Origin of the sequence: Streptomyces inusitatus, from assembly GCF_014651115.1 — a bacterium.
GTDB lineage: Bacteria > Actinomycetota > Actinomycetes > Streptomycetales > Streptomycetaceae > Streptomyces > Streptomyces amakusaensis.
On the sequence record NZ_BMWG01000019.1, the window covers coordinates 104,888 to 131,401 of the forward strand.

The following is a 26,514-nucleotide window of genomic DNA, read 5'->3' on the forward strand; positions in this document are numbered from 1 at the left end:
GCTGCGGGCGGTACGGGTGGGCTCGGAGGGAAGGGAGGGTTTTTGTCCGGCGTAACGGGTCCTGGCGGACGTCCGGCGGGCTTAGGCGTCACGGGCCCCCGGGGCGGCTTCTTCGCTTCGACGATCGTCATGACGAGCAGCGTGGCACCAGGGCACGGCGAAACGGTCGACTTTGCCTCATCGCGTCCGATTCCGGTCAGGTGCTGGCCGGATCACCGGCCGACGGTGGGACCAGCCTCTCCGGGCCAAGGACCTCTTGGCCGGACCGGAGCCCGCTGCGTACAGGAAAGCGATCACGGCCGCGCTGCGGAACTCCGCGAGGACGACCAACAGACACGACCGCCGCGCCGGGCCCGGCTCAGGGCACCGCCTGGCACCGCGACCTGCGATCCGGTCGGCGTGGCGGGTGGAGCCGAGGCGGTGGGTGATGAGGATGGCGGTGCGGCCGTGGGGGGGTGTCGCCGGTGGGCTGGTGGGACGCCAGAGACCGCTCTTCCCCGGGCCTCATGAGCCGGCTGGCGGCACCGAGAACGGGGCACGATTCCCGGATCGCTCAGGGACGCGGCCGTGGACGGTCGAAGTACGGGTCAGCTGCCCCGAAGACCGACCGCCAGTGTCAGTTCAAGGACCCGGTGCGGCGATGCGAGGTCCGGAAACAGCTCCCGTAGCTGCGACATCCGGTATCGGACTGTCTGGGGATGGACGAACAACGCCGCCGCCACCTCGTCCCGTCTGCCCTGGTGCAGCAGCCACGCCCGCAACGTCTCCTCCAGCCGCTGTGCCGTCGCGACAGGCAAGGTCCGCAATGGTGCGAGAGCTCGGGCACGCAGGTCTGCGAACGCGTCCGCGTCGGCGCTCAGCACCAGCTCGGGCAGGTGGTCCTCGGTGTCGCGGACATCGGAGGAGAGGGAGCGCGCGCGTACGGCTCGTGCGTACGAGGCGGACGCTCGAATCCATGGTCGGGCCGGGCCGACCACGGCGGTGCGGTCGGCCAGCCGGCTCAAGAGATGTGATCGGTCGGCATCAGGGACGAGCAGCACACCGGTGGCGTCCGGCAGATCGTCGAGTACGAGGGTGGTCGGGTCGAGCGCGCGGTAGGCGGGCCGGGCCTGGGCGGCGGGCAGCAGGACCGCGGTCAGTGAAACCGGAGGCTGCCACCCTGCCCGTTGAGCAGAGGCCAGCAGCACGTCCGGGCTCGCGCCGGCGAGGAGGTCGTGGGCCAGGTGTTCCAGGTGGAGCTCGTGGGCCCGGCCCCGGGCGGCCAGTTCGTCGGCGTGGCCCGCGGCACTCGCGGCGGAGAGCTCGTCGATGTAGGCGAAGGTCAGCTCGGCGAACTTGGCGACCTCGGCAGCGGGCAGACCTGCGGGCACGGCACCCGCTGCCAGGCAACGCCAGGCCACGCGGGCGCCGACACGGTAGGCGCTGAGGAGGGCGTCCATCGAACGGCCGTCGCGCACTTCGCCGCGGCCCAGCTCGTAGGCTGCGTCACCGGCGTCACCGCCCGTGGCGTTCCCGCTCGCGAGGTCCAGATAGTGTCCCAGGGCAGTGCGGACGGATCGGCGGATGGTGCCGCCCATGCGGCCCGACAGGGCGTTGGCGTAGGGAGGGACCTCGTCGATGATCGCCTGGACGACCTCGTCGGCGGTGCTCTTCAGCGCGGCCCGAAGCGCGGTGACCGTCGTCTCGTCCAGGGCCGGCTCGGTGGCCCTCCGGATTACATGCCCCATGTTTTATTCCCTGCGAACAATTAAGCCGACCAGATTCACGCCCTACGGGTAGGACTTTACGCCCTGAGGCGTATCAAGCTGGAGTCATGACGAGTGCAGCCCTCCGCAGTAGGGCGTGGAAACTGCTGGAGATGGTCACGACGCCGCTGCTGCCGTCGGACTACCTCGACCTGGTCAGTCCGCTGCGTGCGGGTGCCGACCTGCGTGGGCGCATCGAGGCCGTGCGTCCCGAGACGGGTGACGCCGCGACCATCGTGATCAGGCCGGGACGGGGCTGGCGTGGCCACAAGGCCGGGCAATATGTACGGATCGGGATCGACGTCGACGGGGTGCGTCTGTGGCGTGCCTACTCCATCACCTCGCCGACAGACCGCCGGGACGGCCGCGTCACGATCACCGTGAAGGCGATCCCGGGCGGCAGGGTCAGCAACCATCTGGTCCGCGGGGCGAAACCGGGCACGCTGATCCAGCTCGACCAGGCGACCGGTGACTTCGTGCTGCCGGAGGCCAAGCCCGCCAAGGTGCTCTACCTGACGGCCGGCAGCGGCATCACGCCGGTCATGGGCATGCTGCGCGACACCGAGTTCGACGACGTCGTCATGGTCCACTGCGCGCCGCGGCCGCAAGACGTGATCTTCCGGAACGATCTGCACGGCCTGGTAGCGGAAAGGAAGCTGCGTCTCACCGAGGTGCACACCGACACCGACGGCATGCTCGACATCGCCCGTCTCGACGAACTCGTGCCCGACTGGGCCGAGCGCGAGACCTGGGCCTGCGGGCCCGCGGGCCTGCTCGACGCCGCCGAAGACCACTGGGCCGAGCACGGCGTACCAGAGCGCCTGCACACCGAACGCTTCCGCCCCGGCATCGTTGTCACCGGAGACGGTGGCGAGGTCACGTTCAGCACCACCGGCAGGACCGCCGCCGCGGACGGCGCCATGCCGTTGCTGGACGTCGGCGAGGAGGCCGGCGTGCTCATGCCCTCCGGGTGCCGCATGGGCATCTGCTTCGGCTGCGTCACGCCGCTCAAGGCGGGCGCCGTCCGCGACCTGCGCACCGGCGAGATCACCGAGGCCGAGCCGGGCGTCCTCATCCAGACCTGTGTGTCCGCCGCGGCGGGCCCCTGCGACATCGAACGGTAGGAACACACCGTGACCGCCATCGACCCCACCGCCCACCTGACCTCGGAGCAGATCGAGGAGCTCGGCCGCGAGCTGGACGCGATCCGTGACGAGGTGCTCGCCGACCGCGGCGAGAAGGACGCCGCCTACATCCGCAAGGTCATCTCGGTGCAGCGCAAGCTTGAGCTGGCCAGCCGGGGCGTACTGCTGTTCTCGATCTTCCCGCCCGCGTGGCTGATCGGCACCGCCGGTCTGTCCGTGGCGAAGATCATGGACAACATGGAGATCGGCCACAACGTCCTGCACGGCCAGTGGGACTGGATGCGGGACCCGAAGATCCACTCCACCACCTGGGAGTGGGACCACGTCTCCCCGGCCGATCAGTGGAAGCACTCGCACAACGAGCTGCACCACACGTACACCAACGTGATCGGCAAGGACAACGACCTCGGCTACGGCATCATGCGCGTCGACGAGGACCAGCGGTGGCACCCGTTCCATCTCGGTCAGCCGCTGTGGAACTTCATCAACGCCTGCTTCTTCGAGTACGGCATCGCCGCGTACGACCTGGAGCTCGGCAAGAACCTGCACAAGCGCCGCCGCAAGAACCCGGAGTTCCGCGCGCGGGCCAGGGCCGTGGGTCGCAAGATCCGTAAGCAGGTGCTCAAGGACTACGTGATCCACCCGCTGCTGTCGGGCCCGTCGTTCCTCACCACGCTCGCCGCCACCTTCACCGCGAACCTGGTCCGCAACCTCTGGACCCACTCGGTGATCATGTGCGGGCACTTCCCCGAGGGCGTGCAGGTCTTCGAGCGCCGGTCGATCAAGGGCGAGACGCGCGGCCAGTGGTACCTGCGCCAGATGATGGGCTCGGCGAACATCAGCGGCAGCAGGGCCATGCACTTCATGAGCGGCAACCTGTCGCACCAGATCGAGCACCACCTGTTCCCGGACCTGCCGAGCAACCGGTACGCCGAGGTCGCGGTGAAGGTGCGCGCACTGTTCGAGAAGTACGAGCTGGAATACGTCACCGGGCCGCTGCCCAAGCAGGTGTTCTCCGCGTGGCGCAAGGTCTTCCGGCTCTCGCTGCCGAACAAGAAGCCCAAGGTCAAGACACCTGACCACGAGCAGAAGCTTGTCGCGGCCTGATCCCGTTACTGATTCGGATCTCGCGGCCGGACCGGCGGCGCCACCGGGTTCGGTGAGATCCGTTGCGGACGGTGGGCGGCAGCGGCATCGGACCGTACGACACGAGATCCGGGCAGCCCGGCGTCGGGCTGCGCTGCTGCCGGGCGGGCGTACGGGCCGGCCTCTCCCGATGGCCAACCACGTGAACGGCAGTTCACCAGTTTTACCGGAAACCCCACGTGGTGGGGAGGGCTGGTCCCCGATGTCATCGAGCGACTGGTCGCGCGATCCGGTCCAGTGCCTTGCGCCACTCTTCGGTCGGCTCCCGGTCCCACGCCTTCTTGTTGAACGCCCATGAGTACAGGGCCCGGCGCAGTACCCGTGGCTCCGGGTATACGGCGCCGGGGTGGATCAGCGCGGGTGTGACGGTGGCGAAGGCGTGGGTGAAGGTGTGGGTCCGGCCACGGCAGCACGTGTTCCGGCCCCACCACCGCCTCCGGAGCCGGGGTGCCTCGCGCCCCCGGGAGACGTGGAGGTCAGTTGCGGTTGATGATGTTCTGGATGAGGTCCGGCTTGTTCTCCGGGTAGTCCATCATGATGGCGCCGAGGGCGCGCCAAGACGCGGCTTCGCCCGTCAGAACACCGTTCAGCACATGGTTGAGGCTGCTGGCATGGCCACTCGGGGTGCCGTTCCACGCCGCCGAGCTGACATAGTTGATGAACAGCTTCCCGGGCTGGTTCCGCGCCTTGCGCAGATGGTTCTTGATCAAATCGGACTTCGTCGCCCCGAGGGCGTTCCAGTCGTCCTGGATGTCGAAGAGCGACGAGTCTCCGTACCGCACTCCGCGGATACCGCCGTTGTCACCGAGAATGACGACCTTGCCGCGTGCGGTGCCGAGGGGTGGCAGCCCGTTGCCGACACGCAGGATCGCCTTCCAGTCCTGGTAGTACTTCTCGAAGATCGCGCCGAAGACGGCGTCGCTCTCCTCCGAGTACTCCTGCTTGACCCGCATCAGCACGGTCTCACCAGGGTTGGCCTTCAGAAAGTCCCAGCACTCGCTGAGGACATTGCCGAACATGGCGTTCTGGAAGGCGTTGCCGTGGTGAATGGCGAAAACGCCGTCGATGGCCCGGCAGCGGATGTCCAGGAAGCGGATTCCGGCGTTCAGCTGTTGGGTGATCGTCATGCCCTGACACTGGTGCCACACCGATCCAAAGCGTGCCCCGGAGTCATGGGTGCCCGGAATGGTCAGGTTCCTGAGCAGGGTCGCGCCGGGGAAACGGGACATCCAGTTGTGCGTGCCCTGGGCCGATATGGGTTGAGCCTTCGCCGCCGATAAGGGGAGGGCGGTGGCTGCGGCCGTGACGGTCACGGCCGTTGCCCCCCTGAGAAACGCCCTTCTCTCCATGAAGAGTTCACCTTTCGCTGTCGCTGTAGCGAGCGGGCGGTGCGCACTGCCTGTGCGTCCGTCGTCCACAGCTCCCGGGTGACGCCCGACGTCGGGGGCGGACCTCGTCCCCGACGTGCCGGGTGGTCCGGGGGACCCGGTGGTACGGAGGGTCGCACTCGCCGTCCCCCTGGTAGCCGAGCACCGCACCTCCCCGGAGAGCTGTTGCTATGAAACAGGGTGTGGCGGAAGAGAAGGTTGCCTGCCCGGCCCGATCTTTTCTCGCGCGCCGAGCCCTGTCCCCCGGCGCCGGGATGCCGGTCCTGGTCCGGAGCTGGGCTTCCCGGACCAGGACCCGCGTCACAGTGCGGGAATCCGGAGGTGGGCCTTGACCGGGTAGTGGTCCGTCGGCGGGAGGACGATCGGGGTCGGGTTCGGGTTCGTCACGTCGCAGGACAGGAAAGTCGCGCTGGACGGCGCGAACAGGTAGTCGATTTTGATGCTTCGCCCCTCCAGCGGCTTGGTGGCCCGTCCATCACGGGGGCGCGCGGCGTCCCGCCCCTCGTCGCACTCCTTGTCTTTCTGATAGGCGGAGGCCATCACGTCCTTGGGTGTGTCGGGGGAAGCGGAGTCCGGTGGCACAGCGTTGAAGTCGCCGCCGTAGACGGTGCGGTAACCGGCCGGGGTGTACGAATGGACGATCTGCTGCAGCAGCGCGGCCTGCTCCTTCCGCTTCGTGCCGTCCGCGTCGTCCGTCGACAGGCCGGCGCTGAAATGGGCCGTGCAGAACTGGAGGGCCTGGGCCGGGAGAACGGCGCACAGAGCGGTGCGCTGCTCAATGCGCACCCAAGCACCGTCGATGGTCCGGTTCGCAGGTGAGGGTAGGTCGTATGAGGTGTACCAGACGTTGGAGTCCGGTATCGCGAGGCCGATGCCGTAGGCGCCCCGGTCCTTCCAGGCCCCCGCAGAGCCCGCATTGTGACAGGTCCTAGCGGCATTCACGGATGAATCGTCGACCGCGTACTTGATGGGGGCGAAGCGTACGCTCCAACCCGTACCGGTCTTCAATTCCAGTTTCGTCTCGATCTCCGATGCTTGGGACTCGCAGATCTCCTGGAGAAAAATGGCTCGATACTGTTGCGCTTCCGTCGTGGAGCCCATCTGGCTGGTGATCTGGTTGCCCAGTTCACCGCCCTCTGTCCGGAAGTTTCCGCACTTGTCATTGTGGTTGGCGCAGAGATTCCATGACATCACTCGGATGTCGACTGCCGAAACGGGGGCTGCGGGCTGGGGCCGAGACCCCTCACCGCCTGGGTTGCTTTCACCCAGAAACTCAAGCTCGAACTTCTCCCAGGACCCCACTGCCGACGCCCGCGCCCGCAGCAGCCCGGCATCGTTCCCGGCGTCCTGCTTCTCAGCGGTCACATACACGTCCATGCCGTCGGTGCCGGCCTTCTGCGCCCTCAGGGCGTAGTACCCATCGGGCTGTCTCACCAGCTGGAGCTTCTCCCAACCGCCAACGGTCGTACCCCGGGCCCGGAGTAGATTCCGGTGGCTGCCCGTGTATCCCCGCTCGGTCGTGACGTAGTTTCCGTTCGCCTCCGATCGCAGGGTGATGGTCTCCCCCTTGTCGTCGGTGTGCAGCGTGAACCGTTCCCAGCTGCCCAAGTCATTCTTCGAGCCCGCCTTGCGAGCGCGCAACATGCCTTCCGTGGCACCGCTGTTGTCGACTTCCGCCGACACGTACAGGCCGACACCCACGGACTTGATGGCGTACTTGTCACCGGCTGTGACAGGAACCGGTCGTGGAGCTGCCTGCGCCACGCCGACCGACATGGATATCACCGCGAAGAGTGCGGAGCACAGCACCACCATGTGGCGCAAAAGCACTTTCATTTTCCCCCGCTTAGGATCGGAAATACTGAATCGCGGTACTCCAATGCACGGTAACCCCTCGCCGGTTCCGCACCAGCGGTCGTCGAGGCGATCGGGCCAGGCTGCCGTCCCGGCTCCACCGCGCCCCGGCCGCCCTCACCATCACCGCCGTCCGGCTGATCACCCTCTGCCGATTCGGCTCGGCCGGTTCAGGGACGGCGACCGTGCGGGAACGCATGGCCAGAAGTCCGAACACCGGCGAAGGCGGCAGGAGTCGGGCTGGCACACGTTCACTGCCACCGCATCACCTGGGACCATCTCCAGGGGCAGGTCCATCAGAGGAATTCGTCCGTCGTTCGCTCTTCCAGGCAGGGGTTCGCCGCCACCCGGTCCGGTATGCGGCGGGTGGCGGCGAGCCGTGGGGCTGGAGCCGTGCCGGGAGGGGTGCTGTCGGTCAGGCTGTCCAGGCGTCGGAAAGGCCGGTGTTGGGGTCGCGGGTGGTCCATTCGATGACCACCGTCCCGTCGAGCCTGGTGAGCGTGTACTTGTCCTCCTTGTACCAGAGGGCCTCGGCCACCCGCCCGCCCTGGGGGTAGACCCGGCTGATGGTCTGCGTCCGGCTGCTTTCCGGCGTGGTGCTGGAGCTGGAGCCGTTGGTGACCTTCAGACCGGAGCTGATGGTGGTGGCGAGGGCGGCGGTGGGTCCTCCGTAGACGAAGGAGGCGTCGGCGGTGACCGAGATCCCGGTGGCGGTCTGGACTTGCTGCGCGTTGGCGCTGGTGAGGCCCACGGTGATCTGCTGGGTCCTGGTCTGCTGGGTGGCGCCGGTGTGGTCGTGGTAGTGCGCGAGTTTCCAGTAGCCGTGCCGCTTCAGCAGGTAGTACGGGCTGTCGATGCCCTGGCGGGTGCGGGGCAGGGCGGAGTCCGTGACCAGCGGGAAGGGCAGTGCGACCTGTCCGATCAGGACGGGGGCGGTCTGCTGCTGGGACGGCTGCGCGAAGCCGGTCAGCCGCACCACGTCACCGATGTCGGCCGGGCCGGCCGGTACCGGCGCGAGATCCAGCACCGGCCGGTACTCGTCCTCGACCTCCAGGCCCCAGACGTTCGTCGCCAGCGGCGGGCGGTAGAAGAAGTCCAGCTGGGTCTGTGCTCCGGTGCCTGTCCCGTTGCCCTGCAGGCCCAGATACAGGCCGCTGCGCTTGTTGACGATGTGGTGACCGCCACCCGACACCTCCCGTAACAGCCATGTCTGCTGCGCGGCGGAGGCGGTCTGGAGGGTGTTCTGCTCCAGCTTGGCCGAGGGCGCGAGGCTGCTGTCCAGGACGGTGGCCACCAGCCCGCTGTGCTTGTTGGCGATCAGATAGCCGCCGTCGTCCAGCGGGAAGAGATGCCACACCTGGCTCGTACGGAACTGCCCGGTATCGAGTCGCCAGGTGTCCAGCCTGATGGCGATATTCGTCGTGTTCCCCGCCACGTTGAAGACGAGGCTCGACTTACGGTTCCTGAGCACGTAGCTGCGCCCGGCACTGATGGCCATCCGGCCCTCCTCTGGGAGTCACATCCTGTCGGAATGTCGTCAAAGACGTCACCCGGCCGAAACCCCGGGCCCGGCGGCGGCCCGGCGGTTCGTACGGTCACGGGGTCCGCCGCCCCGGAGGGCGGCCGGGAGACGTGTGCGTTGGGGGCGGGCGCCGCGGAGCTGTGGCCCGCCCCTCCGCGCGGATGGCTCAGGAGCGGTCGCCGGTCTGCTCCGTGATCGCGGCTCGGGTTTCGTCGGCTTGTTGCTGGATGTGTTCCTGGACGTGGGCGGGTATGCCCTGTTCGCGGAAGTGGGTGGTGAGGTCGGTCAGGACCGCATCGGCACGGTCGAGGTCGCCGGCCTTGGCGTGGACGGTGGCGAGGCGGCGCATGGCGGCGTTGAGGGTGAGGTTGTCCAGGCCGGTGTTCTGATCGGTGCGGGAGGCGTCGATGGCGTCGGTGAGCTGGGTGACGGCGGTTTCGGTGTCGGGCTGCCGTACCTGGAGGCGGCCGTCGGTGACGGTCTGGAAGTGGCGTCCGGCGTTGGCTCCTCGGGCGAGGCGGGCGTAGGCCGCGAGCGGGTGGTCGCCGTAGCGGTCGATGAGCTCCTGGAGGGCGTCGTTGCCGGAGGCGAGGGAGGGGGTGTCGGAGCCGAGGAGGGCGAGGAGGGCGCCCTGGTCGTCCCCGGTCAGGAGTTCGCCGACGTTCTGGTCTGTCCGGTCGAGGGGGAGGCGGACGCGGAGGGTCCGGGTGGGGGAGACGGTGCGGGCGCCGTCGAGTCCGGTGTGGACGGCGGTGACCTTGTAGAGGCCGGGTTCGGCGAAGTACAGCCCGTCCGCGCCGTAGCCGAGGTAGACGGTCTCGTACACGGCGGGCCGCTCCGCGTTCAGGGTGACGGCGGACTCGCCGCCACCGTGTCCCGTGCAGGTCCGTGCGAGGGGGCGGAAGAGGCGGGTGCGGCCCTGGGGGTCGGTGATGGCGATGACGGTGCGCTCGCCCTTCGGCCCGATCGACTCGGTCACCGTGATCCCGTCCCGCTCTCCGGCGAGCGCGAGTCGCACCTCCGCCATGACCGGTTCGCCGTAGCCGAAGACCTGTTTGCCGCCGAGGGTGAGGGTGAGCCCGGAGGGGTTGTCGCTCGGACGGAAGGAGGTCTCGGCAGCGGCGAGGGCACTGTCCTCAAGCGCGGAGTTGACCATCCAGCCGGAGCTGCCGCCGGGAATGATGTGCTGGTAGAAGCCGTGGCGCAGATGGCGCAGCTCGTTGTCGGTGAACTGGAAGCGGAAGTTGCGCCAGTACGCTTCCTCGCCCTGGCTGTAGTTCTGGGGGTAGTTCATCCAGGACAGGTCGCCGTAGCCCTGGTCGGGGCCGAGCGGGGCCGGGGGCTGGGCCAGGTGCTTCTGCCAGGAGTGCGCCAGGTTGAAGCCGTGGCCGATCTCGTGGACGTAGCAGAAGAGTTCGTTCGCGTTGCCGATCCAGCCGAAGCCCTGCATGGACTGGTGGAAGACGGCCATGCCCTGGCGCTGGACGCCCCCGAGGTAGTCGAACATGACCCCGGCGACGGTGGGTTTTGTGTAGCGGGTGGCGACGAACGCCCAGAACCGCCACTGCGGGACGTCCTGGTAGACGCTGGAACTGGCCGTCATCGCGGCATGCAGCTCGGCGTCGGACCAGGCGAGGTCGGCGCCGGCGGTGTCGGCCGTGATCGTGTTGGCGTTTCCGGCGTCGCGGATCTCGATCCCGGCCTCCGCGTAGGCGGAGGTGACGGTGAGGGTGCGGTTGCGGTAGCCGGGTGGGTTCCAGCCCTGGGCGGTGTCATACCTCTGGAAGACCTGTGTGCCCACCACCGAGTCCGTCTCCAGCTCGACGGTGCGCAGCCCGGTACTCGCGTACGAGCAGTCGAATTGCAGGACGCGGTTGTTGCCGGGGGCGTCGAGGACGAGGGCGGCGTTCGCCGCGTTCGCGGTGGCGGCGACGCGGGGGATGGTGAGGGCGAGACGGGTGACCCAGGTGTCGCTGGACCATTCCAGGCCGGTCTGGGCGAGGGTGTAGGCGTTGGCGGTCTGGTCGACGCTGAGTGCGGCTCCGGTACGGAAGGAGTTGACGCAGACACCGTTGGTGAAGAAGTCGCCGCTGATCGTGGCGAGGGAGCGTTCGCCCTCCAGGTCGACGCGCAGTTCGACACGGTCGGATCCACTGGCTCCGGTGTAGCGGCCGGTGACCGGCCGCAGCGGGGTCCGGTACTCGGCGGGGAGGGCCGCGAGTCCCGGCACCCCGAGCTGGTGCAGTTCCCCGGAGGCCAGTACGCCGGTCTTCCAGTTCAGCAGCAGGCCCTTGGCACCCTTGACCAGGAGGCTCTGCCGGGTTCCGTCGGCGGCGTTCTTGTAGGCGATCACATGGTCCAGGTCGGAGCGGAACTCCTCCGGCAGCGACGCCCAGCCCGCGCAGCCCGACGCGTCCGGCCCCTCGGTGATCAGGGCGTCGCGGACCACGCCGGTGATCCAGTGCAGGGTCAGCACCCGCGGGCCCTTGAAGAAGTACGTCTGCCAGTTCCCGTCGGCGGCGTTGGGTGCCTGTAACAGCGCGTCGATCTGGGAGCGGAATCCGGCCGGGAGGGCGCTGCCCCAGTTGTGCTCCTCCGTCCAGGCTCCCTCGCGCTGGACCCCGCGGTCCCAGTGGAGCCGTTCGGAGCGGTCGCCGCGGAAGAAGAGGGTCAGCCAGGAGCCGACCGAGACGGGCAGCATGAAGGCTCCGTCACTCGACTGCCGGTAGGGCGCGCTCCGGGCGGCGAACCCGGAGTGGAACGAGGTCAGCTGGCCCGAGGACACCACTCCCTGCTCACTGATCAGCACCCCGTCCGAGCCCCGGCCGAACAGGACCTTCCACTCCCCCGCCGGGTAGGTCACCGCCCACTGGTAGCCCGTCGTCTTGTACCGCATGAACGCCATCAGGCGTCCCCCCTTCTGACCGCGGAGCCCGGTGTGCTCCGTCGGCCCGGGAGTCTGGCAACGGGACACTCGACTAACCACACCACCGACCGGGAAATGTCCGGTTCCGCCAGCTCCGCCCCGCCGCTTCCCCGCGCGGCGCGTAACTCGCAACGCAGCAGGCCAGATACACGCGGGCCGCCCGGAAAGCCAGTGGCTCCGGCCACCGGAGAGCACCCTCGTCAGGGGCCGGATCCAGGGCTGCCGGCGGGCCCGTACCGTACCGCCTGCTCTCGCTCGATCCGGTCGGCGACCGGCTTCGGTGAGGTCTTCCGCCCGCCCTTGCGGCAGTGCTCCACCGAGCGTCGCCGGGCGACGCCGAGCCCTGCGCACGGCCTTGGGCGTGAACGACCCCGCGCGGGCGGAGACGACGGTGCCGGAGATACGGCGGTCGATGGTCGAGGGCGCGGTGCAGGTGCCCTTCTTCCATCCGGGCTGGGCCCACAGCCGCCACTCCATGAACACCACCGGGGTGCCCGGGGTGACGGCGAGCGGCGGCACGGTCGGCCTCGACCACTGGAACGTCCACGAGCGAGCTGCCCAGCTCACCACGAGCGTGGTCTACGACCGGGCCGGAACGGGCTGGAGCAGCGCAGTCGGGCTGCCCCGCAGCTCCGCGGAGGTGACCGACGAGCTATGTCAGCTGCTTCGGCAGGAGTGTGGGACCGCCGGCAAACTGTGAGCTCGGTGGTCTCCTTGACCAGAGGCAGGAGGTCCGGCGCCGAGGACGATCCGGGGGTGGAGGAGGACACGGTGGCCGCCCCCTCCGAATCGGCACGGGCGAGATGGGCCCCGCTCAGCCCGATGGCGGTGACGCCCGCGCCACCCGCGGCGAGAAGGGAACGACGGCTCATACGAGGTTTGTGGTCTGTCATGGGCCGCAAACTAGCGGCCGTTCCTGGGAGAACGCGGGGAGGTGCGGGGAGAGGTACGGGCGGTGGGGCGGGTTTCGGACCCCCGGTTCCTCCGTCCCGGCCGATGACGGGCGGCGAGGCGGTGTTGACGGTCCGTCTGCCGCGGGGACGCGGTTTCACCCCGGCCGGTGTCGGGGGAGTTCACGTCGGCTGGGGCCGGTCGTGCCGAAGCGGGTGCGGTACTCGGAGGGGGTGGTGCCCAGGTGACGGGCGAAGGCGCGGCGGAGGGTCTCGTCGCTGCCCAGGCCGCTGGTGCGGGCGGCTGAGGTGACGCTGTGCCCGTCGAGGAGGAGTTGTTGGGCGCGGTCGAGGCGGACGCGTTCGAGCCAGCGGGCGGGTGTGGTGCCGAGTTCGGCGCGGAAGAGCCGGCTCAGGTGGCGGGGGCTGACAGCGGCGCGCGCGGCCATCGTGGGGAGGCTGTGGTCGGCTCCGGGGTCGGCGAGGATGTCGGCGATCAGTGAGCGCAGGAGGTCGCCGCGGGCCGGCGGGGTGGCGAGGGCGGTGGAGAACTGCGATTGCCCGCCGGGGCGCTGCATGAAGACCACCAGCTCGCGGGCGACGGCTCGGGCGGTGTTCGGGCCGTGGTCCTCCTCCACCAGGGCGAGGGCGAGGTCGATTCCGGCGCTGATGCCGGCCGAGGTGAGAAGGCGTCCGTCGCGGATGTGGATGGCGTCGGGCTCGACGTGGGTCCGGGGGTAGCGGCGGGCGAGCGTCTCGGCGTGCCGCCAGTGGGTGGTCGCGCGGCATTCGTCGAGCAGGCCCAGCTCGGCGAGGACGAACGCGCCGGTGCAGACGGACGCGACCCGTTCGGCCCGCTCGGCGAGGGCGCGGACCGTGTCGAGCAGCTCGTGCTCGATCGGTTGCCGGGCGAGCCGGTCGCCCCCGGCGACGATGAGGGTGTGCGGCGCCCCGGCTTCGGCCGCCGTCACGGTACCGGTCAGCGTGAGTCCGGCGGAGGTGGTCACCGGGCCGCCGCCGGGCGAGACGAGTACGAGCTCATAGGGCGGGGCGAGACGGCCCGCCTGGTGGAGCACCTCGGAGGGGCCGCTGACGTCGAGCATCGTCACGCCGTCGAAGACGACGAAGGCGACCCGTCGCACTCCCGGCCTCATGTCCGGATCTGTGGGTCTTCTGGCTGTGAGGACATGGCATCAGCGTACGCCGCCGCAGGACAGTGGAGGCGTATCACCGATCCGGCGGAAGAGCCGTTCCGGCGAGCAGGCGGAGGTTTTCATGAGCGAGACGATCGCGGGAGTGCGGATCCCGGACAGCGCCCTGGCGCGCGAAGCGACCGAGCTGGTACGGGAGGCGGCTGAGCCGCTGCTGTTCCACCACTCGCGTCGGGTGTTCCTCTGGGGTGCGCTGCGCGGGCGCGAGCAGGGGCTCGGCTTCGACCCGGAACTGCTCTACGTGGGCGCGATGTTCCACGACCTCGGGCTCACCGGGCGCTACCGCCGCACCGATCAGCGCTTCGAGATCGACGGCGCCGACGAGGCCCGTCGGTTCCTGCGTGCCCACGGCATCACGGGCGAGCCGGCCGACCGGGTCTGGAGCGCCGTCGCCCTGCACACCACCCCGGAGGTCCCGCTGCACATGGCGCCGGAGATCGCCCTGGTCACGAGGGGAGTGGAGCTGGACGTCCTCGGTATCGGCCACACCGCGGTATCGGATGAGCAGCGGGCCGCCGTCGTGGCGGCCCATCCTCGCCCGGACTTCAAGAACCGGATACTCGCCGCCTTCGCCGAAGGCGTCCAGGACCGCCCGGACACCACTTTCGGCAACGTCAAGGCGGACGTGCTGGCACACTTCGTGCCCGGCTTCGTACGAGGCGACTTCGTCGAGGTGATCAAGGACTCCCCCTGGCCGGAGTGAGGGGCTCTTCTCGTCGCAGCTCCGGCGGGAGCGGGCGCGGACGCGGACGCGCTCTCGCCAACCGAGTCCCGGTGGGGCCAAAACTCAGTTTCGCGGAGTGATGAAGGCGTCGTTGACGACGTATCCGTCCAGCCCGTGGAGTTCGCCGTATGCGATCAGATCGCTGGTGCGGTTGATGAACCCGCGCCCCGAATAGTTGAGCGAGGTGTTGCAGAGGACGCTGAATCCGGTCAATTCGCCGAAGGCGGTGAGGAGACCGGCCATTCCCGGGTTCGCCGTCGGGTCGATGGTCTGGGTACGAGCCGTTCCGTCGACGTGGGTGACCGCCCGCAGTTCGCCGGACTCGACCTGGCTGAAGTAGAGCATGTAGGGATCGGGGACCCCTCCGCCGAACCAGCGGCCCGCGTCCCGCTCCAGACAGATGGGGGCGATGGGGCGGTAGCTCTCGCGTTGCTTGATCTTGTTGAGTCTGACTGTCGTCTCCTCGGTGAAGGGAGCGGCCAGGATCGAGCGGTTGCCGAGCGCGCGGGGGCCGATCTCCCAGCGGCCCCGCGCCCAGCCGATGATGTTGCCGTCGCGGAGATAGCGGGCGACCTCGCCGTGGCTCAGCGGGCGGACTGTGTAGCGCTGCGGGTCGAACTCCACGTCCTCGACGAATTCACCACCCGTGTAGACGTCCCAGTCCAGGTCGGCCGACCCGGTGTAGAAGTGCTGGGCGTCGATGGCGGTCCCGATCGCGGAGCCGCTGTCGTTGGGGCACGGTGGGACGAAGACCGCGGGGAAGAGCCCGCACTCGCGCCAGCGTCGATTCCACTCGCAATTGAGCCCGCAGCCTCCCGATATGAGCAGGGGGAGCCCCTCCGTCAAATGCTGTTGGGCGTATGCGTGGAACCGGTCGAAGATGGCGTTCGACAGACGGGCGGCGAGGCTCTTGTACGTGTCCGACTCCACACCGATGTTGTGGAAGGGGGAATCCATCATCCGGTCTTTCAGACTGCCGGTGATGACTTCCTTCTGGCCGAGGATGAAGTCGATGACTTCCCGTTCCGCCCGGGTCGCCGGTCGGTTCTCGGCGAATCCGGCCAGGGCCATCTGCTTGCCCGCGTCCTGGAAGCGGACGAATTCCTGGTGCGGGCTGAACTTGGGGTCCGCGAGCGCGAAGCCGTAGGAGTACTTGTTGCCGGGGTAGTTGAGCACCTCCTTGAGATGGGTCACCTTCCCCCGCTCGTCCATGCGGTAGAACGAGCCGATGTTCCCCTCCCACACCAGGCTGTAGAAGGGCTGGTCACGGCGGAATGCTGACATTCCATAGGACGTCATGATGTGGGAGCGCTCATGCGTGGAGGAGAAGACGCGGACATTTTTTCCGAAGAACCGGCCTGCCTCGTCCGAAATCGCGGATTCGCCCACCCCGAAGTACCCGGCACGCGAGGGCTGGTCGGTGGCCTGGGTCCCCTTGATCCAGCCGCTCATGGCGATGACGTCCGGCTGTTTGTCCAGCCGGTCAGCCGCTACGGCGAATGCCTCGGCGGTGAGGTTGCTGTAGCGGAGGAACGAGTCTTTCTCCGCCTCCAGGGAGAAGAGCAGCTTGCCGTCCTCGATGGCTGCTACCGCCCCGTCATGGCCTTCCTTGAGGGAAAGAATCAGCATGATGGTCCGTTTCTCTGTGGATTTCTCAACTGCCTTTGGAAAAAGGTGGCTCAGGGGGCGATTCCGAGAGGGCTTTCAGGGCGAGTCGATGCAATCGCGGGTTGGCGGACAGGGCGCCGGTGCCGCTCTGGGGCGAGACGCCCAGGAGGTCGGTGCAGACGCCGCCGGCTTCCTCCACGAGGATCTGTACGGCGGTGATGTCCCAGGGGTTCACGACCGGTTCGGCCGCGATGTCGAGAGTTCCCTCGGCGACCATGCAGTGCTGGAGGAAGTCCCCGAAGGCACGGTCCTCCCAGCACGCTTCCGCCAGGCGCAGATACGCCTCACGTGAGTGGAAGACGTCCCAGGTACGGGTACTGGTGGTGGACAGATAGGCGTCGGCGAGACGGGTGTTGCCCGATACCCGCAGGGGCAGGGGGACGCTGCCGGCCGGCCCGCGCCGCAGCCAGGCCCCGTGTCCGGCCGCCGCCCACCAGCGGCTGTGCAGGGCGGGGGCGCTGATCACACCGACGGTGGGACGGCCGTCCTCCAGCAGGGCGATCAGGGTCGCCCAGACCGGTATCCCGCGCAGGAAGTTCTTGGTGCCGTCGATGGGGTCGACCATCCAGGTGCGCCCGGCCGTGACGGTGCCGCCGGTCTCCTCTCCGGCGAAGGCGTCGTCCGGGCGGGCGGCGCTCAGTGCCTCGCGTACGGCTTTCTCGACGGCGTTGTCCGCGTCGGTCACGGGCGTACGGTCCGGCTTCTCCTGGATCCGCAGGTCGCGGGCTTGGAAGCGACGGCCGGTGATGTCGTCGGAAAGATCGCCGAGTCGCAGGGCCAGTTCGAGATCGGCATGGTGTGGCATGGGGCCCCTCACTGCACGGCTGGTGGCTTTCGAGGTACCGGGGGGTGCCGGATCACTTCGCGTGCAGTTCGAGCATGTGGTACTCCATGACCCGTACTTCCTCGATCCGGCGCACGCGCCGCAGCAGTTCGACCCGCATTCCGGCTTCCTCGGCGAAGGCGTCGAGCCGTTCGCGGTCCCCCAGGTCGGCCGTGCCCAGCAGCAGCCGGCCGCCGTCGGCCAGATGCTCATGGGCCCCGGCGATGTACCGGGCCTGGCCCTGGTAGCCCGGGTCGAAGACGGCGGAGTGCAGATCGGTGGAGAGTGAGAAGCCGTCCTCCACATAGGTCCAGGGGACGTTCCAGAAGATGGTGTCGAAGCGCTCCGTGGGCCCGAGCGCCGTGTACATGTCGCTGTGGAGGACGCGTACCCGGTCGCTCACACCGTGCCGCTCGGCGTTGGCGGCCGTGTTGGCCACCGCCTTCTCATTGATGTCCAGGGCGGTGACGGAGACACAGCCGGCCAGCGCGGCGGTCACGGAGATGACGCCCGTGCCGCAGCCGATCTCCAGGAAAGAGCCGCCCCGGGGATAGGGCACGGTCGAGGCCATCACCTCGGTGGCGGCGCTCAGGGTGCCCGGGAAAACGCCTCGGTGCAGGGTCCACTCCCGCCCCAGCAGGGTGAAGGAGTCCGGCAGGTCGTCACCCACGAGGGCGTGCCGCAGGACCTGGGCCACGGCCTCGGGGGACTCCTTGAAAGTCATGGTCTCTCCCTGCTTTCGGTGGTGTCGCTCATCGGGACGGGTCGGCCGCGTACCGCACGAGTGCTTCGCGGTGACGACCGATCTTGTGGAAGGCTTCGGCGTACTGGTCGATGAGCTTGGTGTCATCGGGCCAGTTGGTGAAGGTGGGCAGGGACAGCGCGTGCCGCTCGACGTGTTCGGCGTGCGAGCCGGTCTCCGGTGTGATGCCCTTCTTGGGTGTTCCGGGGAAGAGGGGGTTCTCCGGGCGGGCGTAGAGCGGCAGGGTCGACAGCCGGGGGCTGGAGGGGGCGCCCACTTCCATGCCTTCGGCGCGCAGCGCCTCGATGAGGACGGAGCGTGGGACGCCGCCCAGCGCCTCGGGCCGGTAGAGCGGTTTGTAGCCGTACCAGGCGCCCATGTCGACGTGGTCGGCGATGTGTACCGGCTCCAGATAGGTCACGTCGCCGAGTCGCTCGCCGAAGTGGCGCAGACAGCGGTGCCGGGCCTCCTTGCGTGCCGGGAAGGCCGCGAGCGCGTGCCGGGCGACGATGGCGTTGAACGGCGACATGCGCAGCTTGAGCCCGAAGCCGGTGACCCAGTGCGCGCGCAGGTCCTCGTCGAGGACGGCGTCCCGGGAGCGGTCCCGGTAGTGCCCGAGGAGAGTGGCGCGGTCGTGCACCTGGGGGTCGCTCGTGACGAGGATGCCGCCCTCCCCCGCGTAGACGGCCTTGTTGGCCTGGAGGGAGAAGACCGCGGCGTCGCCGAAGGTGCCGACGGGCCTGCCCTTGTAGCGGCTGCCGTGGGCGTGGGAGCAGTCCTCCAGAACGCGCAGTCCGTGGCGCTCGGCGATCCGCAGGATCGCGTCCATGTCGCAGGGGTGGCCCCACTGGTGGACGACCGTGATGACCTTGGTGTGCTCGGTGAGCACGGCTTGAAGTGCTTTGGGGTCCAGGCCGCGGGTGTCGGGGTCGATGTCGGCCAGGACCACGTCGCCGCGGAGCGCGAAGACGGGGCTGAGCGCCGCGTGGTAGGTGAGTGCCGGTCCCACGACGTCCACGCCTTCGCGCACACCGAGTGCGAAGTAGGCGGCGAGGAGGGCGCTGGTACCGGAGTTGAAGGTGACCGCGAAGCGGGCTCCGCCGTCCAGAAAGGCGAGGAATTCGGCCTCCAGCCGGCCGATGGGACCGCTGTTGCCCTTGATGGAGATGTCGACGTTCCGCTGCCCGGCCAGTTCGGACAGCTCCGCCTCGTCGGCGGGGGGCGGCCAGACCTCGTGGGGCAGCGGCTGTTCGACGGCGGGTGCGCCTCCGAGGAGGGCGAGTTGTTCGGCGCTGGTCATATGTCCTTCCTGTTTCAGGCGCACCGGTCGGCGAGTTCGCTCCGGGCGCGTAATCGGTCCCGGTAGATCCCATCGATCGTGCGCACGACGGCGAGCTGACGCTGGAGGTGGTCGTGGCGGTAGTCGCGGTCGTCCAGGTGCCCCAGATAGTGGGCGATCATGGAACGTACGGTGTCGGTCTTGGGGCCCGCCCAGGTGCGGCGTTCCAGGGGCAGCCCTCCGATGGAGTGCAGGACGGCGATCCCGGGGGCGACGTTCAGCGCACCTTCCGTACCGAGCACGCAGAGGTGTTCGACCTTCTCGTAGTTGTGGCGTGAGATGCGCAGCGAGCCCACCAGCCCCGTGGAGGGATAGCTGCACATGAGGCTGACGAGATCCTCCAGCCGGCGATCCCGCATCTCCTGGTAGTGGTGCACGAAGGCGGAGCTCACCCGGGGCGGTTCGGGTTCGGGGAACATTCCGCCGAGCACGTCGATGAGGTGGTAGCCCATGTCGAGGAGCACACCGCCCATCGCCTGCGCCCGGGATGCGCGCCAGCCCGTGGTCGGATGAGCCAGGTTGAGGTGGTAGTCGTAGGAGAACCAGTAGGGCTCCCCGATCCGCGCGAGATTGTCCTGGGCGAACCGGAACACGGGGTTGAAGTTCCGTTGGAGCAAGGTGAAGACGCTGCGGTCGGCCCGTTGTGCCAGGTGTATCAGTTGCCGGGCTTCCTGCTCGGTGACGGCGAACGGCTTTTCCTTGATGATGTGCCTGCCGTGTGCCAGGAGCTTCGCGCAGACCGGGAAGTGCTCACTGTGCGGCACGGTGACCACCGCGGCGTCGAAGTCGACTCTTTCAAGTGCCTCGCCGAGGTGATCGTAATGGGGGAATCCCCACTCGTCGGCGAGCGATGAGGCCGCCGGGGCCGGGTCGACCCCGCCGACGACATCCGCGCTCTCCCGTACGATCGGCAGATACTCTTTTCCTTGGTGTCCGGCAAATCCGACCATCAGCACTCGCGATCGCGGACGCATATTTTTCAGTCTGTTGCCGGGCATGCGGAATACCCCTCACAGAATATTGTTCAAGGATGTTTCGGGCAGCCGGGAAAGCTCTCGGAGACCCCGTCGAGATCTTGGCCGCAGGCGGTTCAGAGAGAGCTGCGGGTCTTTCTGGAATCATCGGTGAGCCAGAGGTGCGCCGCGGTCACAATGTCCTTGATGAAGGTGCTTCCGCTGCGCTGCGTGTTCTCATCGAGCAGTAAGGTTTCCCCCGCCGCGATCCAGGCGAACTCGGTGTGCTTGTCCCGTTCGAGTTCGGGTGACGAGAGGTCCCCGTCCACCTCGACGACATAGTCCGACTCGATGTGCCGCAGTCCGTTCGCCGTCCACTCCTTGTGCGCGACCCGGGCGAGAACGCGGCGCAGTCGCCACCCGGTCTCCTCCGCCGTCTCCCTGTGGAGCGCGTCCAGGAGGGACTCCCCCTCCTCCACAGCTCCGCCGACGATGTCCCAGCACTCGGGGAAGAGGCGTCGGCCGGCCGAACGGCGCTGGACGAAGATCCGGTCGTACGGGTCTCGGATCAGCGCGCCGACCATCAGTCGGGGTTCGGTCGTCTCGGCCATGTCAGCCGTTCACCGAGCCCGGCGGTCCGAAATCCTCAGCGGCCGGCATCCGGGCGACACCGCCGATGGATAAGCGATTCATTCCTCCCCCATTTCACCTGCACATAAAATCCACATGTGCCACACATCGGGTAGAATGCTGAAGCAGTCAGAATTACCACTGACTCGCGCTATCGTACCTAGATTTCCACCCCATACCACCTCCCCCTTAGGGGGAACGTGCGTTCACATAAGACTCCCACTCCCCCGGGCGGGCCCTTCGTTCACCGGCGGCGCGCGATCAGGAAGACGTAGCCGATCTGCGGGAGCGCGCCGAACCGGGGAAGGGAGCGGGTGAAGCTGAAGAATTCGTGATGAGGGTCGCCGGCGGAGGGTGCGACACCGTCGAAGGCATCGGCGAACGCCTGGTAGGTGCGCCGGACATGCTCTCCGATGTCGTTGAACTCCACCACCTCCAGACCGGCGCGGTCGAGGGCGGTGCGCAGCTCCGCCGGTTCGGGCAGCGAGGGGGACTGGAACGCCCGGCAGGTCCGGCGGACGAGTTCCGCGGTGTCCCCGGTCACCGGCGACCGCAGGAGTACGTCGGTGATGACCAGCGGGCTGCCGGGGCGCAGGGTCCGGGCGATCTCGGTGAGGGCGGTGGTCCGGTCGCCGATGTGCATCATGGACTCGATCGCCCAGGCGCCGTCGAAGGACGCGGTTTCGAAGGGCAGCGCACGGGCGTCCGCGTACCGGAAGTCCACCCGGTCGGCGAGCTCCGTGGCGTCCGCCCTGGTCCGGGCGAGGTCGATGTCCTCGTCGCTGACCGAGATTCCCGACACCCGGGCGCCGGTGGCCCGGGCGATGCGCAGTGCGGGCCGTCCTGTTCCGCAGCCGACGTCCAGCAGACGCCGGCCGGGTGCGGCGGCCAGCCGCTCGGCCACGAGGTCGGTGAGCCGGTCGGTGGCCTGGTCGAGCGAGCGGCCGTCCGCGGCGCCGTCCCAGTACCCGACGTGGATGTTCCCGTCGACGGCCGCGCCGTCCGCGGTCTCGGTCCGCTCGTCGGAGAGCCGGTCCGCGTCCGGTGACGACGGGACGGTGTGGTGCACGGATGGGTCGTCGGTCATTGAGGTCTCCCGAGCATGAGGGTGTGTCAGTCGGTGAGGAGGCCCGTCCGCCGCGTTTCGCCGAGTGAGCGGTCATGGGAGCCGGCGACGGCGCGCATGCCGTCGGCGAGGGCACGGGCACGGGTACGTCGTTCCGGCTCGGGTGGGGGCCGGGGGCGATGCCGGACACCGTGGCGGTCGGCGAGAGAAGAGTGGGGAGAGCGAGAGCAGGGAGAGCGAGAGGAGCGGGCGGGAGGAGCGGGAGGAGACTGACCCGCGGTGCGGTGGGACACCGCGATCGATGGACCATCCTCCTGGAGGACGCGCGGTTCGTCCAGGGTGCCCCCTCCTCGCCGGAACGGTGTCGGCGATACACCCGGCCGATGCCGCTTCCCGGCCGTACAGTCGTCACCGTCGTCCGTCCGCCCCTTGTTTCCGAGGAGATCTCGTGGACCAAGAACCCGTGTTCGTACTCGACCCCCAAGGCGGCGATCGCCATGGCGAGGACGCCGGACTCCGCGCGCGCGGCCCCCTCACCCGAGTCGACGTCCTCGGCGTGGAGGCGTGGTCGGTCACCGATCCGGTGCTGCTGCGACGGCTCCTGCTGGATCCCCGGGTCTCCAAGGACGCCCGGCAGCACTGGCCCGCCTTCCCCGAAGAGATCGTCGGGGTCTGGCCGCTCGCGCTCTGGGTGGCGGTGGAGAACATGTTCACCGCCTACGGCGAGGAGCACCGGCGGCTGCGGCGCACCATCGGCCCGGCCTTCGCCGCCCGCAGGATCAACGCGCTGGCACCGGTCGTCGAGCGGCTCGTCGGGGAGCTGCTGGACGACCTCGCCGCCACCCCGCCCGGTGAGCCGGTGGATCTGCGGGAGCGCTTCGCCTATCCGCTGCCCATCGGGGTCATCAGCGATCTCGCCGGCCTTCCGGAACCCGTCCGGCCCCGGTTCCGCCGTACCGTCGACGTGGTCTTCTCCACCAGCCACAGCCCCGAGGAGACGACCGCCGCGGTACAGGATCTCTACGCGCTGCTCACCGACCTCATCGCCACCAAGCGCGCCGCGCCCGGGCAGGATCTCACCTCGGCGCTCATCGCCGCCAGGGACACGGAGGGCGAGGGAGAGCCCCTGACGGAGGCCGAACTCCGCGACACCCTGCTGCTGGTGGTCAACGCCGGCTTCGAAACCACCGTCAACCTCCTGGACCAGGCCATCACCGCGCTCCTCACCGACCCCGGGCAACTCGCCCACGTCCGCGCCGGACGGGCGGACTGGAAGGACGTGGTCGAGGAATCGCTCCGCCACGAAGCCCCGCTCGCGCATCTGCCGATGCGCTTCGCCGTGGAGGACATCCCCCTCCCCGAACACGGTGTGACCATCCGCCGGGGCGAGGCGATCCTGCCCTCCTACGCCGCCGCCAATCGCCATCCGGAGCTGCACGGCCCCACCGCCGACGACTTCGACGCCACCCGGAGCGACAAGACCCACTTCTCCTTCGGGCACGGAATGCACCTGTGCCTGGGAGCCTCCCTGGGCCGTCTCGAAGCCGAGATCGCCCTGCGCGCCCTCTTCGAACGCTTCCCCCGCCTCGCCCTCGCCGTACCACCGGACGAACTGCGCCACAAGGAAAGCTTCATCTCCAACGGCCACAGCGAGCTGCCCGTCGTCCTTCACCCGCGGGAGACGGAGCCCTCCGGCTGACAAAAGCGAGGGACCTGTTCAGCGCATATGGGTGCCGCCGTTGATGTCGAAGGTGGCGCCGGTGACGTATCCGCCCTCCTCACTCGTCAGATAGGCCACCAGGCCGGCCACCTCCGACGGCCTGCCCATCCGGCCGACGGGGATGTGCCGGGCAGCCTCGGAGACCACCGACGGACCGAGCCCTACGACCGCCGGGGTGTCGACGGCGGCCGGGGCGACCGCGTTGACGGTGACGCCGTACGCCGCCAGTTCCCGGGCGAACACCTTGGTCAGCACGAGGACGCCCGCCTTGGCGGCGGAGTAGTGCGCACCGGCGAGGGTGCCGCCCTGCTGGCCGGCCAGGGAGGAGAGGTTGACCACCCGGCCCCAGCCGCGGTCGCGCATCGCGGGCGCGCACAGCCGGGTCAGGGTGAGGACGCTGCGCAGATTGGTCGTCAGCACGGCGTCCCACTCGTCGAGTTCGATGTCCCAGACCGAGCCGGGGGTGGTGCGGGCGGCGTTGTTGACCAGGATGTCGGGCGCGTGCCAGGTGGCGGCGGTCTCGCGCAGCGCGGCGCGGACGGCGTCCGTGTCGTCCACGTCCGCCCGCAGCGGCAGCGCGGTGCCCGTGCCGCCGGGGTCGAGGGTGTGGGACAGCCCGGTGACGGCGTGGCCGTCGCGGTCCAGCAGGGCCACCCGGTGGCCCGATTCGTGCAGCCGGGTGGCGATCGCGGCGCCGATGCCGCGTCCCGCGCCGGTGATCAGCGCCACCCGGGGTTCGGCCGTCGTCATCGTCGGCTCCCCCCTCAGATGACCGGGTTGGGCGGCAGCGGGGCTCCGAGCAGGGCGCGGCCGTAGATCTCCTTGCTGGTCTGGACGCTGAGCGCGGCGTGCCGGGACGCCGTCTCGATGTCGCGCCAGGCCCGTTGCAGGGCCGAGCCGTCCGCGAAGCTGCCCGCGCCCGCGGTGTCCAGCAGCAGGCTCATGGCGTCCCGGGCGCAGCGCATGGCGTGGGCGGCGTCCATGCGCAGCCGGGCCCGCTCGGCGAGCGCGGGGCGGTGGCCCGCGCGGGCGTGGGTGTCGATCTCGTCGGCGGCGCGGCGCAGATGCAGCCGGGCGGTGTCGGTCAGTGTCGCGGCGTCCGCCAGATTGAGCTGGTGGGCGGGGGCCTCGGCGACCAGCCGGTGCAGTGGGGAGAGTGCCGGTCTGCCCCGGGCCGCGGCGTCCAGCACTTTCTCCAGGGAGGCCGCGGCGATGCCGACGGCCGTCGCCACCAGGGGCAGGTTGATGGAGAGATGGAAGGTGATCCGGGGTTCGCCCGGGTGGCGTCGCCGGTAGACGCCGTCGGCCATGGCGGTGAAGGAGATCGTGCGGGAGTCCGGTACGTACACCTCGTCCGCGACGGCCGTGTGACTGCCGGTGCCGCGCATGCCCGCCATGTGCCAGGTGTCCTCGACGGTCAGGGCCGAGGTGGGGACCACGGCCATGTCGCGCTCCGGCTCGCCCCCGGTACCGGGCCGGGCGAAGCCGAGCAGGGTCCAGGGCGCGTGGCGGATGCCGGAGATCCAGGGCCAACGGCCGCTCAGGGTCCAGCCGTCGCCCGTGCGCCGTGCTGTTCCGGAGGGGGTGGCGGTGCCGCAGACGACGGTGTCCGGGTCGTCCCGCCACAGGGTCTCGCGCTCGGGGTCGGGGAGCTGGGAGGCGAAGAGGGCGCCGCCGTAGGCGATGCCCGCGGTCCAGGAGGCGGACGCGCAGCCCCGTGCCAGTTCCTCGCACACGTCCACCGCCGTACGGGCGCCGGCGCCCTGGCCGCCGTACGCCGCGGGGGTCCCGAGGCGGAGCAGGCCGGCCCGGCGCAGGGCGGTCACGGTGGTTTCGGTGAGGGCTCTTCGCTCCTCCGTGCGGACCGCCTCCGCGGCGAGGAGCGGGATCAGCGAGCGGGCCGCCTCGACCGGTGTGAGGCCCTCGGCGGTGTCGGGGGGAGCGGTGCCCACAGTCGTCCCTGCGCTTTCGTCGTGCCGCCCCGGTGCGGAGGCAGTCGGGGCGGCGGCTCGGTGTGCTTCGGGTCTTCGGGTCTTCGGGGTCAGTAGGCGACTGTGTTGGCCAGCTCCTCGCCCGAGGCGAAACGATTCAGCTGTCGACGGACGAGGTCTTCGAGACGCGGCCACATCGCGGAGGTGAGCGCGCCGACGTGCGGAGTGATCAGGACGCCGGGCGCTTCCCGGAGCGGATGACCGGCCGGCAGCGGTTCCGGGTCGGTCACATCGAGCGCGGCCGTCAGCCTGCCGTCGCGCACCTCCGCGAGCAGGGCGGCCGTGTCGACCACGGCTCCTCTGGCGACGTTCACCAGCAGCGCTCCGTCCCGGGCGCGGGCCAGCAGCTCCGCGTCGAACAAGTGACGGGTCTCGGGGGTCAGCGCGGTGGTCAGGACGACGATGTCCGCGCCCGCGACGAGCCGGGGCAGCCGGGCCACGGGATGCACGGGCCCGCGCGGGGAGTCCCGGCCGGTGCGCGCGACACGCGTCACGGCGCAGCCGAAGGGGGTGAGGAGGTCCTCCAGGGCCGAGCCGATCTCTCCGTACCCCACGACGAGCACCGATCGTCCGTGCAGCGACGGGGACACCCCGGGCCGCCACACCCCGAGGTCCTGGGCGCGGGTGAACTCCGGTATCCGTCGCAGCGAGGCGAGGACGAGGGTCAGCGCCAGCTCCGCCGTACTGCGGGCGTGCACCCCGCGCGCGTTGCACAGGACGACCCGGCCCGGCAGCCGCCGCAGCCGCGTCTCCAGCCCGTCGGTCCCGGAGCTGAGCGCCTGGACGGCTTTGAGGCGCGTCATCCTGGCGAGCGGTCCGCCGATGACGTCAAGGTTCTGGACGAGGGGCGGTACGTAGAACTCCACGGCCGCCGGGTCCGACGGGAACGGCGACCGACCGTCCCAGTGGGCGTAGCGCAGTCCGCCGGGCAGACCGGTGAGGCTGGTGAACTCGGTGGGGAGCCAGACCTGCCGGGCGTCCGGGGGCGCGTCGAAGGGCACAGTGTTCAACCTTGCCGTTCGGGGTACGGG

Annotated in this window: 21 protein-coding genes; 5 read left to right on the forward strand and 16 right to left on the reverse strand. The window is 69.4% G+C overall.

Annotation, left to right across the window (positions count from 1 at the left end; genetic code table 11):
- Positions 1 to 587: 587 nt before the first annotated feature.
- The gene (locus tag IE247_RS24850; protein ID WP_190125486.1) at positions 588 to 1,727 is read right to left on the reverse strand and encodes a PucR family transcriptional regulator; all 1,140 of its coding nucleotides are present in this window, start codon (positions 1,725 to 1,727) and stop codon (positions 588 to 590) included.
- 86 nt (positions 1,728 to 1,813) lie between these two features.
- Between IE247_RS24850 and IE247_RS24855 the strand changes: the two genes are divergently transcribed.
- Positions 1,814 to 2,869: a ferredoxin reductase gene (locus tag IE247_RS24855; protein ID WP_190125487.1), complete on the forward strand. Its 1,056-nt coding sequence runs from the start codon at positions 1,814 to 1,816 to the stop codon at positions 2,867 to 2,869.
- Between the two features lie 9 nt (positions 2,870 to 2,878).
- A complete protein-coding gene (locus tag IE247_RS24860; RefSeq protein ID WP_190125488.1) occupies positions 2,879 to 3,997 on the forward strand; it encodes a fatty acid desaturase family protein in 1,119 nt (372 codons plus the stop codon).
- A 515-nt stretch (positions 3,998 to 4,512) separates the two neighbouring features.
- Here IE247_RS24860 and IE247_RS24865 read toward each other — a convergent pair.
- The 4 genes from IE247_RS24865 to IE247_RS34825 form a co-directional block, all read right to left on the reverse strand.
- Complete coding sequence (locus IE247_RS24865; protein ID WP_190125526.1) at positions 4,513 to 5,385, reverse strand: phosphatidylinositol-specific phospholipase C; 873 nt, start codon at positions 5,383 to 5,385, stop codon at positions 4,513 to 4,515.
- Positions 5,386 to 5,724: 339 nt separating this feature from the next.
- On the reverse strand, positions 5,725 to 7,260 hold the full coding sequence (locus IE247_RS24870) for a hypothetical protein (RefSeq protein WP_190125489.1): 1,536 nt from the start codon (positions 7,258 to 7,260) through the stop codon (positions 5,725 to 5,727).
- Between the two features lie 433 nt (positions 7,261 to 7,693).
- Complete coding sequence (locus IE247_RS24875; RefSeq protein WP_190125490.1) at positions 7,694 to 8,776, reverse strand: RICIN domain-containing protein; 1,083 nt, start codon at positions 8,774 to 8,776, stop codon at positions 7,694 to 7,696.
- A gap of 190 nt (positions 8,777 to 8,966) precedes the next feature.
- Positions 8,967 to 11,705, reverse strand: coding sequence for a YfgM family protein (locus IE247_RS34825; protein WP_190125491.1), 2,739 nt, complete (start codon positions 11,703 to 11,705; stop codon positions 8,967 to 8,969).
- Positions 11,706 to 12,087: 382 nt separating this feature from the next.
- Between IE247_RS34825 and IE247_RS24885 the strand changes: the two genes are divergently transcribed.
- On the forward strand, positions 12,088 to 12,426 hold the full coding sequence (locus IE247_RS24885; protein WP_190125492.1) for a hypothetical protein: 339 nt from the start codon (positions 12,088 to 12,090) through the stop codon (positions 12,424 to 12,426).
- A 348-nt stretch (positions 12,427 to 12,774) separates the two neighbouring features.
- Here the strand turns inward: IE247_RS24885 and IE247_RS24890 are convergent, their stop codons facing one another.
- A complete protein-coding gene (locus IE247_RS24890; protein WP_190125493.1) occupies positions 12,775 to 13,770 on the reverse strand; it encodes a GlxA family transcriptional regulator in 996 nt (331 codons plus the stop codon).
- A gap of 121 nt (positions 13,771 to 13,891) precedes the next feature.
- On the opposite strand from IE247_RS24890, the gene IE247_RS24895 reads away from it, so the two are divergent.
- Positions 13,892 to 14,530, forward strand: a complete 639-nt coding sequence (locus tag IE247_RS24895; protein ID WP_190125494.1) for an HD domain-containing protein — start codon at positions 13,892 to 13,894, stop codon at positions 14,528 to 14,530.
- 84 nt (positions 14,531 to 14,614) lie between these two features.
- Here the strand turns inward: IE247_RS24895 and IE247_RS24900 are convergent, their stop codons facing one another.
- From IE247_RS24900 to IE247_RS24930, 7 genes are all read right to left on the reverse strand, one after another.
- A complete protein-coding gene (locus IE247_RS24900; RefSeq protein WP_190125495.1) occupies positions 14,615 to 16,180 on the reverse strand; it encodes a carbamoyltransferase C-terminal domain-containing protein in 1,566 nt (521 codons plus the stop codon).
- A gap of 25 nt (positions 16,181 to 16,205) precedes the next feature.
- On the reverse strand, positions 16,206 to 17,024 hold the full coding sequence (hisN, locus tag IE247_RS24905) for a histidinol-phosphatase (protein ID WP_190125496.1): 819 nt from the start codon (positions 17,022 to 17,024) through the stop codon (positions 16,206 to 16,208).
- Between the two features lie 52 nt (positions 17,025 to 17,076).
- Positions 17,077 to 17,766 carry a class I SAM-dependent methyltransferase gene (locus tag IE247_RS24910; RefSeq protein ID WP_190125497.1) on the reverse strand — a complete coding sequence of 230 codons (690 nt, stop codon included), beginning with the start codon at positions 17,764 to 17,766 and terminating at the stop codon, positions 17,077 to 17,079.
- Between the two features lie 28 nt (positions 17,767 to 17,794).
- Entirely contained in the window at positions 17,795 to 19,084 is a 1,290-nt protein-coding gene (locus tag IE247_RS24915) for a DegT/DnrJ/EryC1/StrS aminotransferase family protein (RefSeq protein ID WP_190125498.1), read from the reverse strand.
- Positions 19,085 to 19,098: 14 nt separating this feature from the next.
- Entirely contained in the window at positions 19,099 to 20,097 is a 999-nt protein-coding gene (locus IE247_RS24920) for a Gfo/Idh/MocA family protein (protein WP_229869338.1), read from the reverse strand.
- A 116-nt stretch (positions 20,098 to 20,213) separates the two neighbouring features.
- Positions 20,214 to 20,687: an NUDIX hydrolase gene (locus tag IE247_RS24925; RefSeq protein ID WP_190125499.1), complete on the reverse strand. Its 474-nt coding sequence runs from the start codon at positions 20,685 to 20,687 to the stop codon at positions 20,214 to 20,216.
- Between the two features lie 263 nt (positions 20,688 to 20,950).
- The gene (locus IE247_RS24930) at positions 20,951 to 21,793 is read right to left on the reverse strand and encodes an SAM-dependent methyltransferase (RefSeq protein ID WP_190125500.1); all 843 of its coding nucleotides are present in this window, start codon (positions 21,791 to 21,793) and stop codon (positions 20,951 to 20,953) included.
- 427 nt (positions 21,794 to 22,220) lie between these two features.
- On the opposite strand from IE247_RS24930, the gene IE247_RS24935 reads away from it, so the two are divergent.
- A complete protein-coding gene (locus tag IE247_RS24935; protein WP_190125501.1) occupies positions 22,221 to 23,471 on the forward strand; it encodes a cytochrome P450 family protein in 1,251 nt (416 codons plus the stop codon).
- Positions 23,472 to 23,489: 18 nt separating this feature from the next.
- Here the strand turns inward: IE247_RS24935 and IE247_RS24940 are convergent, their stop codons facing one another.
- The 3 genes from IE247_RS24940 to IE247_RS24950 form a co-directional block, all read right to left on the reverse strand.
- The gene (locus IE247_RS24940; RefSeq protein WP_190125502.1) at positions 23,490 to 24,242 is read right to left on the reverse strand and encodes an SDR family oxidoreductase; all 753 of its coding nucleotides are present in this window, start codon (positions 24,240 to 24,242) and stop codon (positions 23,490 to 23,492) included.
- A gap of 14 nt (positions 24,243 to 24,256) precedes the next feature.
- Positions 24,257 to 25,444: an acyl-CoA dehydrogenase family protein gene (locus IE247_RS24945; RefSeq protein ID WP_190125503.1), complete on the reverse strand. Its 1,188-nt coding sequence runs from the start codon at positions 25,442 to 25,444 to the stop codon at positions 24,257 to 24,259.
- Positions 25,445 to 25,533: 89 nt separating this feature from the next.
- Positions 25,534 to 26,484 (reverse strand): 2-hydroxyacid dehydrogenase, encoded by a 951-nt coding sequence (locus IE247_RS24950; RefSeq protein ID WP_190125504.1) that lies wholly within the window; start codon positions 26,482 to 26,484, stop codon positions 25,534 to 25,536.
- Positions 26,485 to 26,514: the final 30 nt, after the last annotated feature.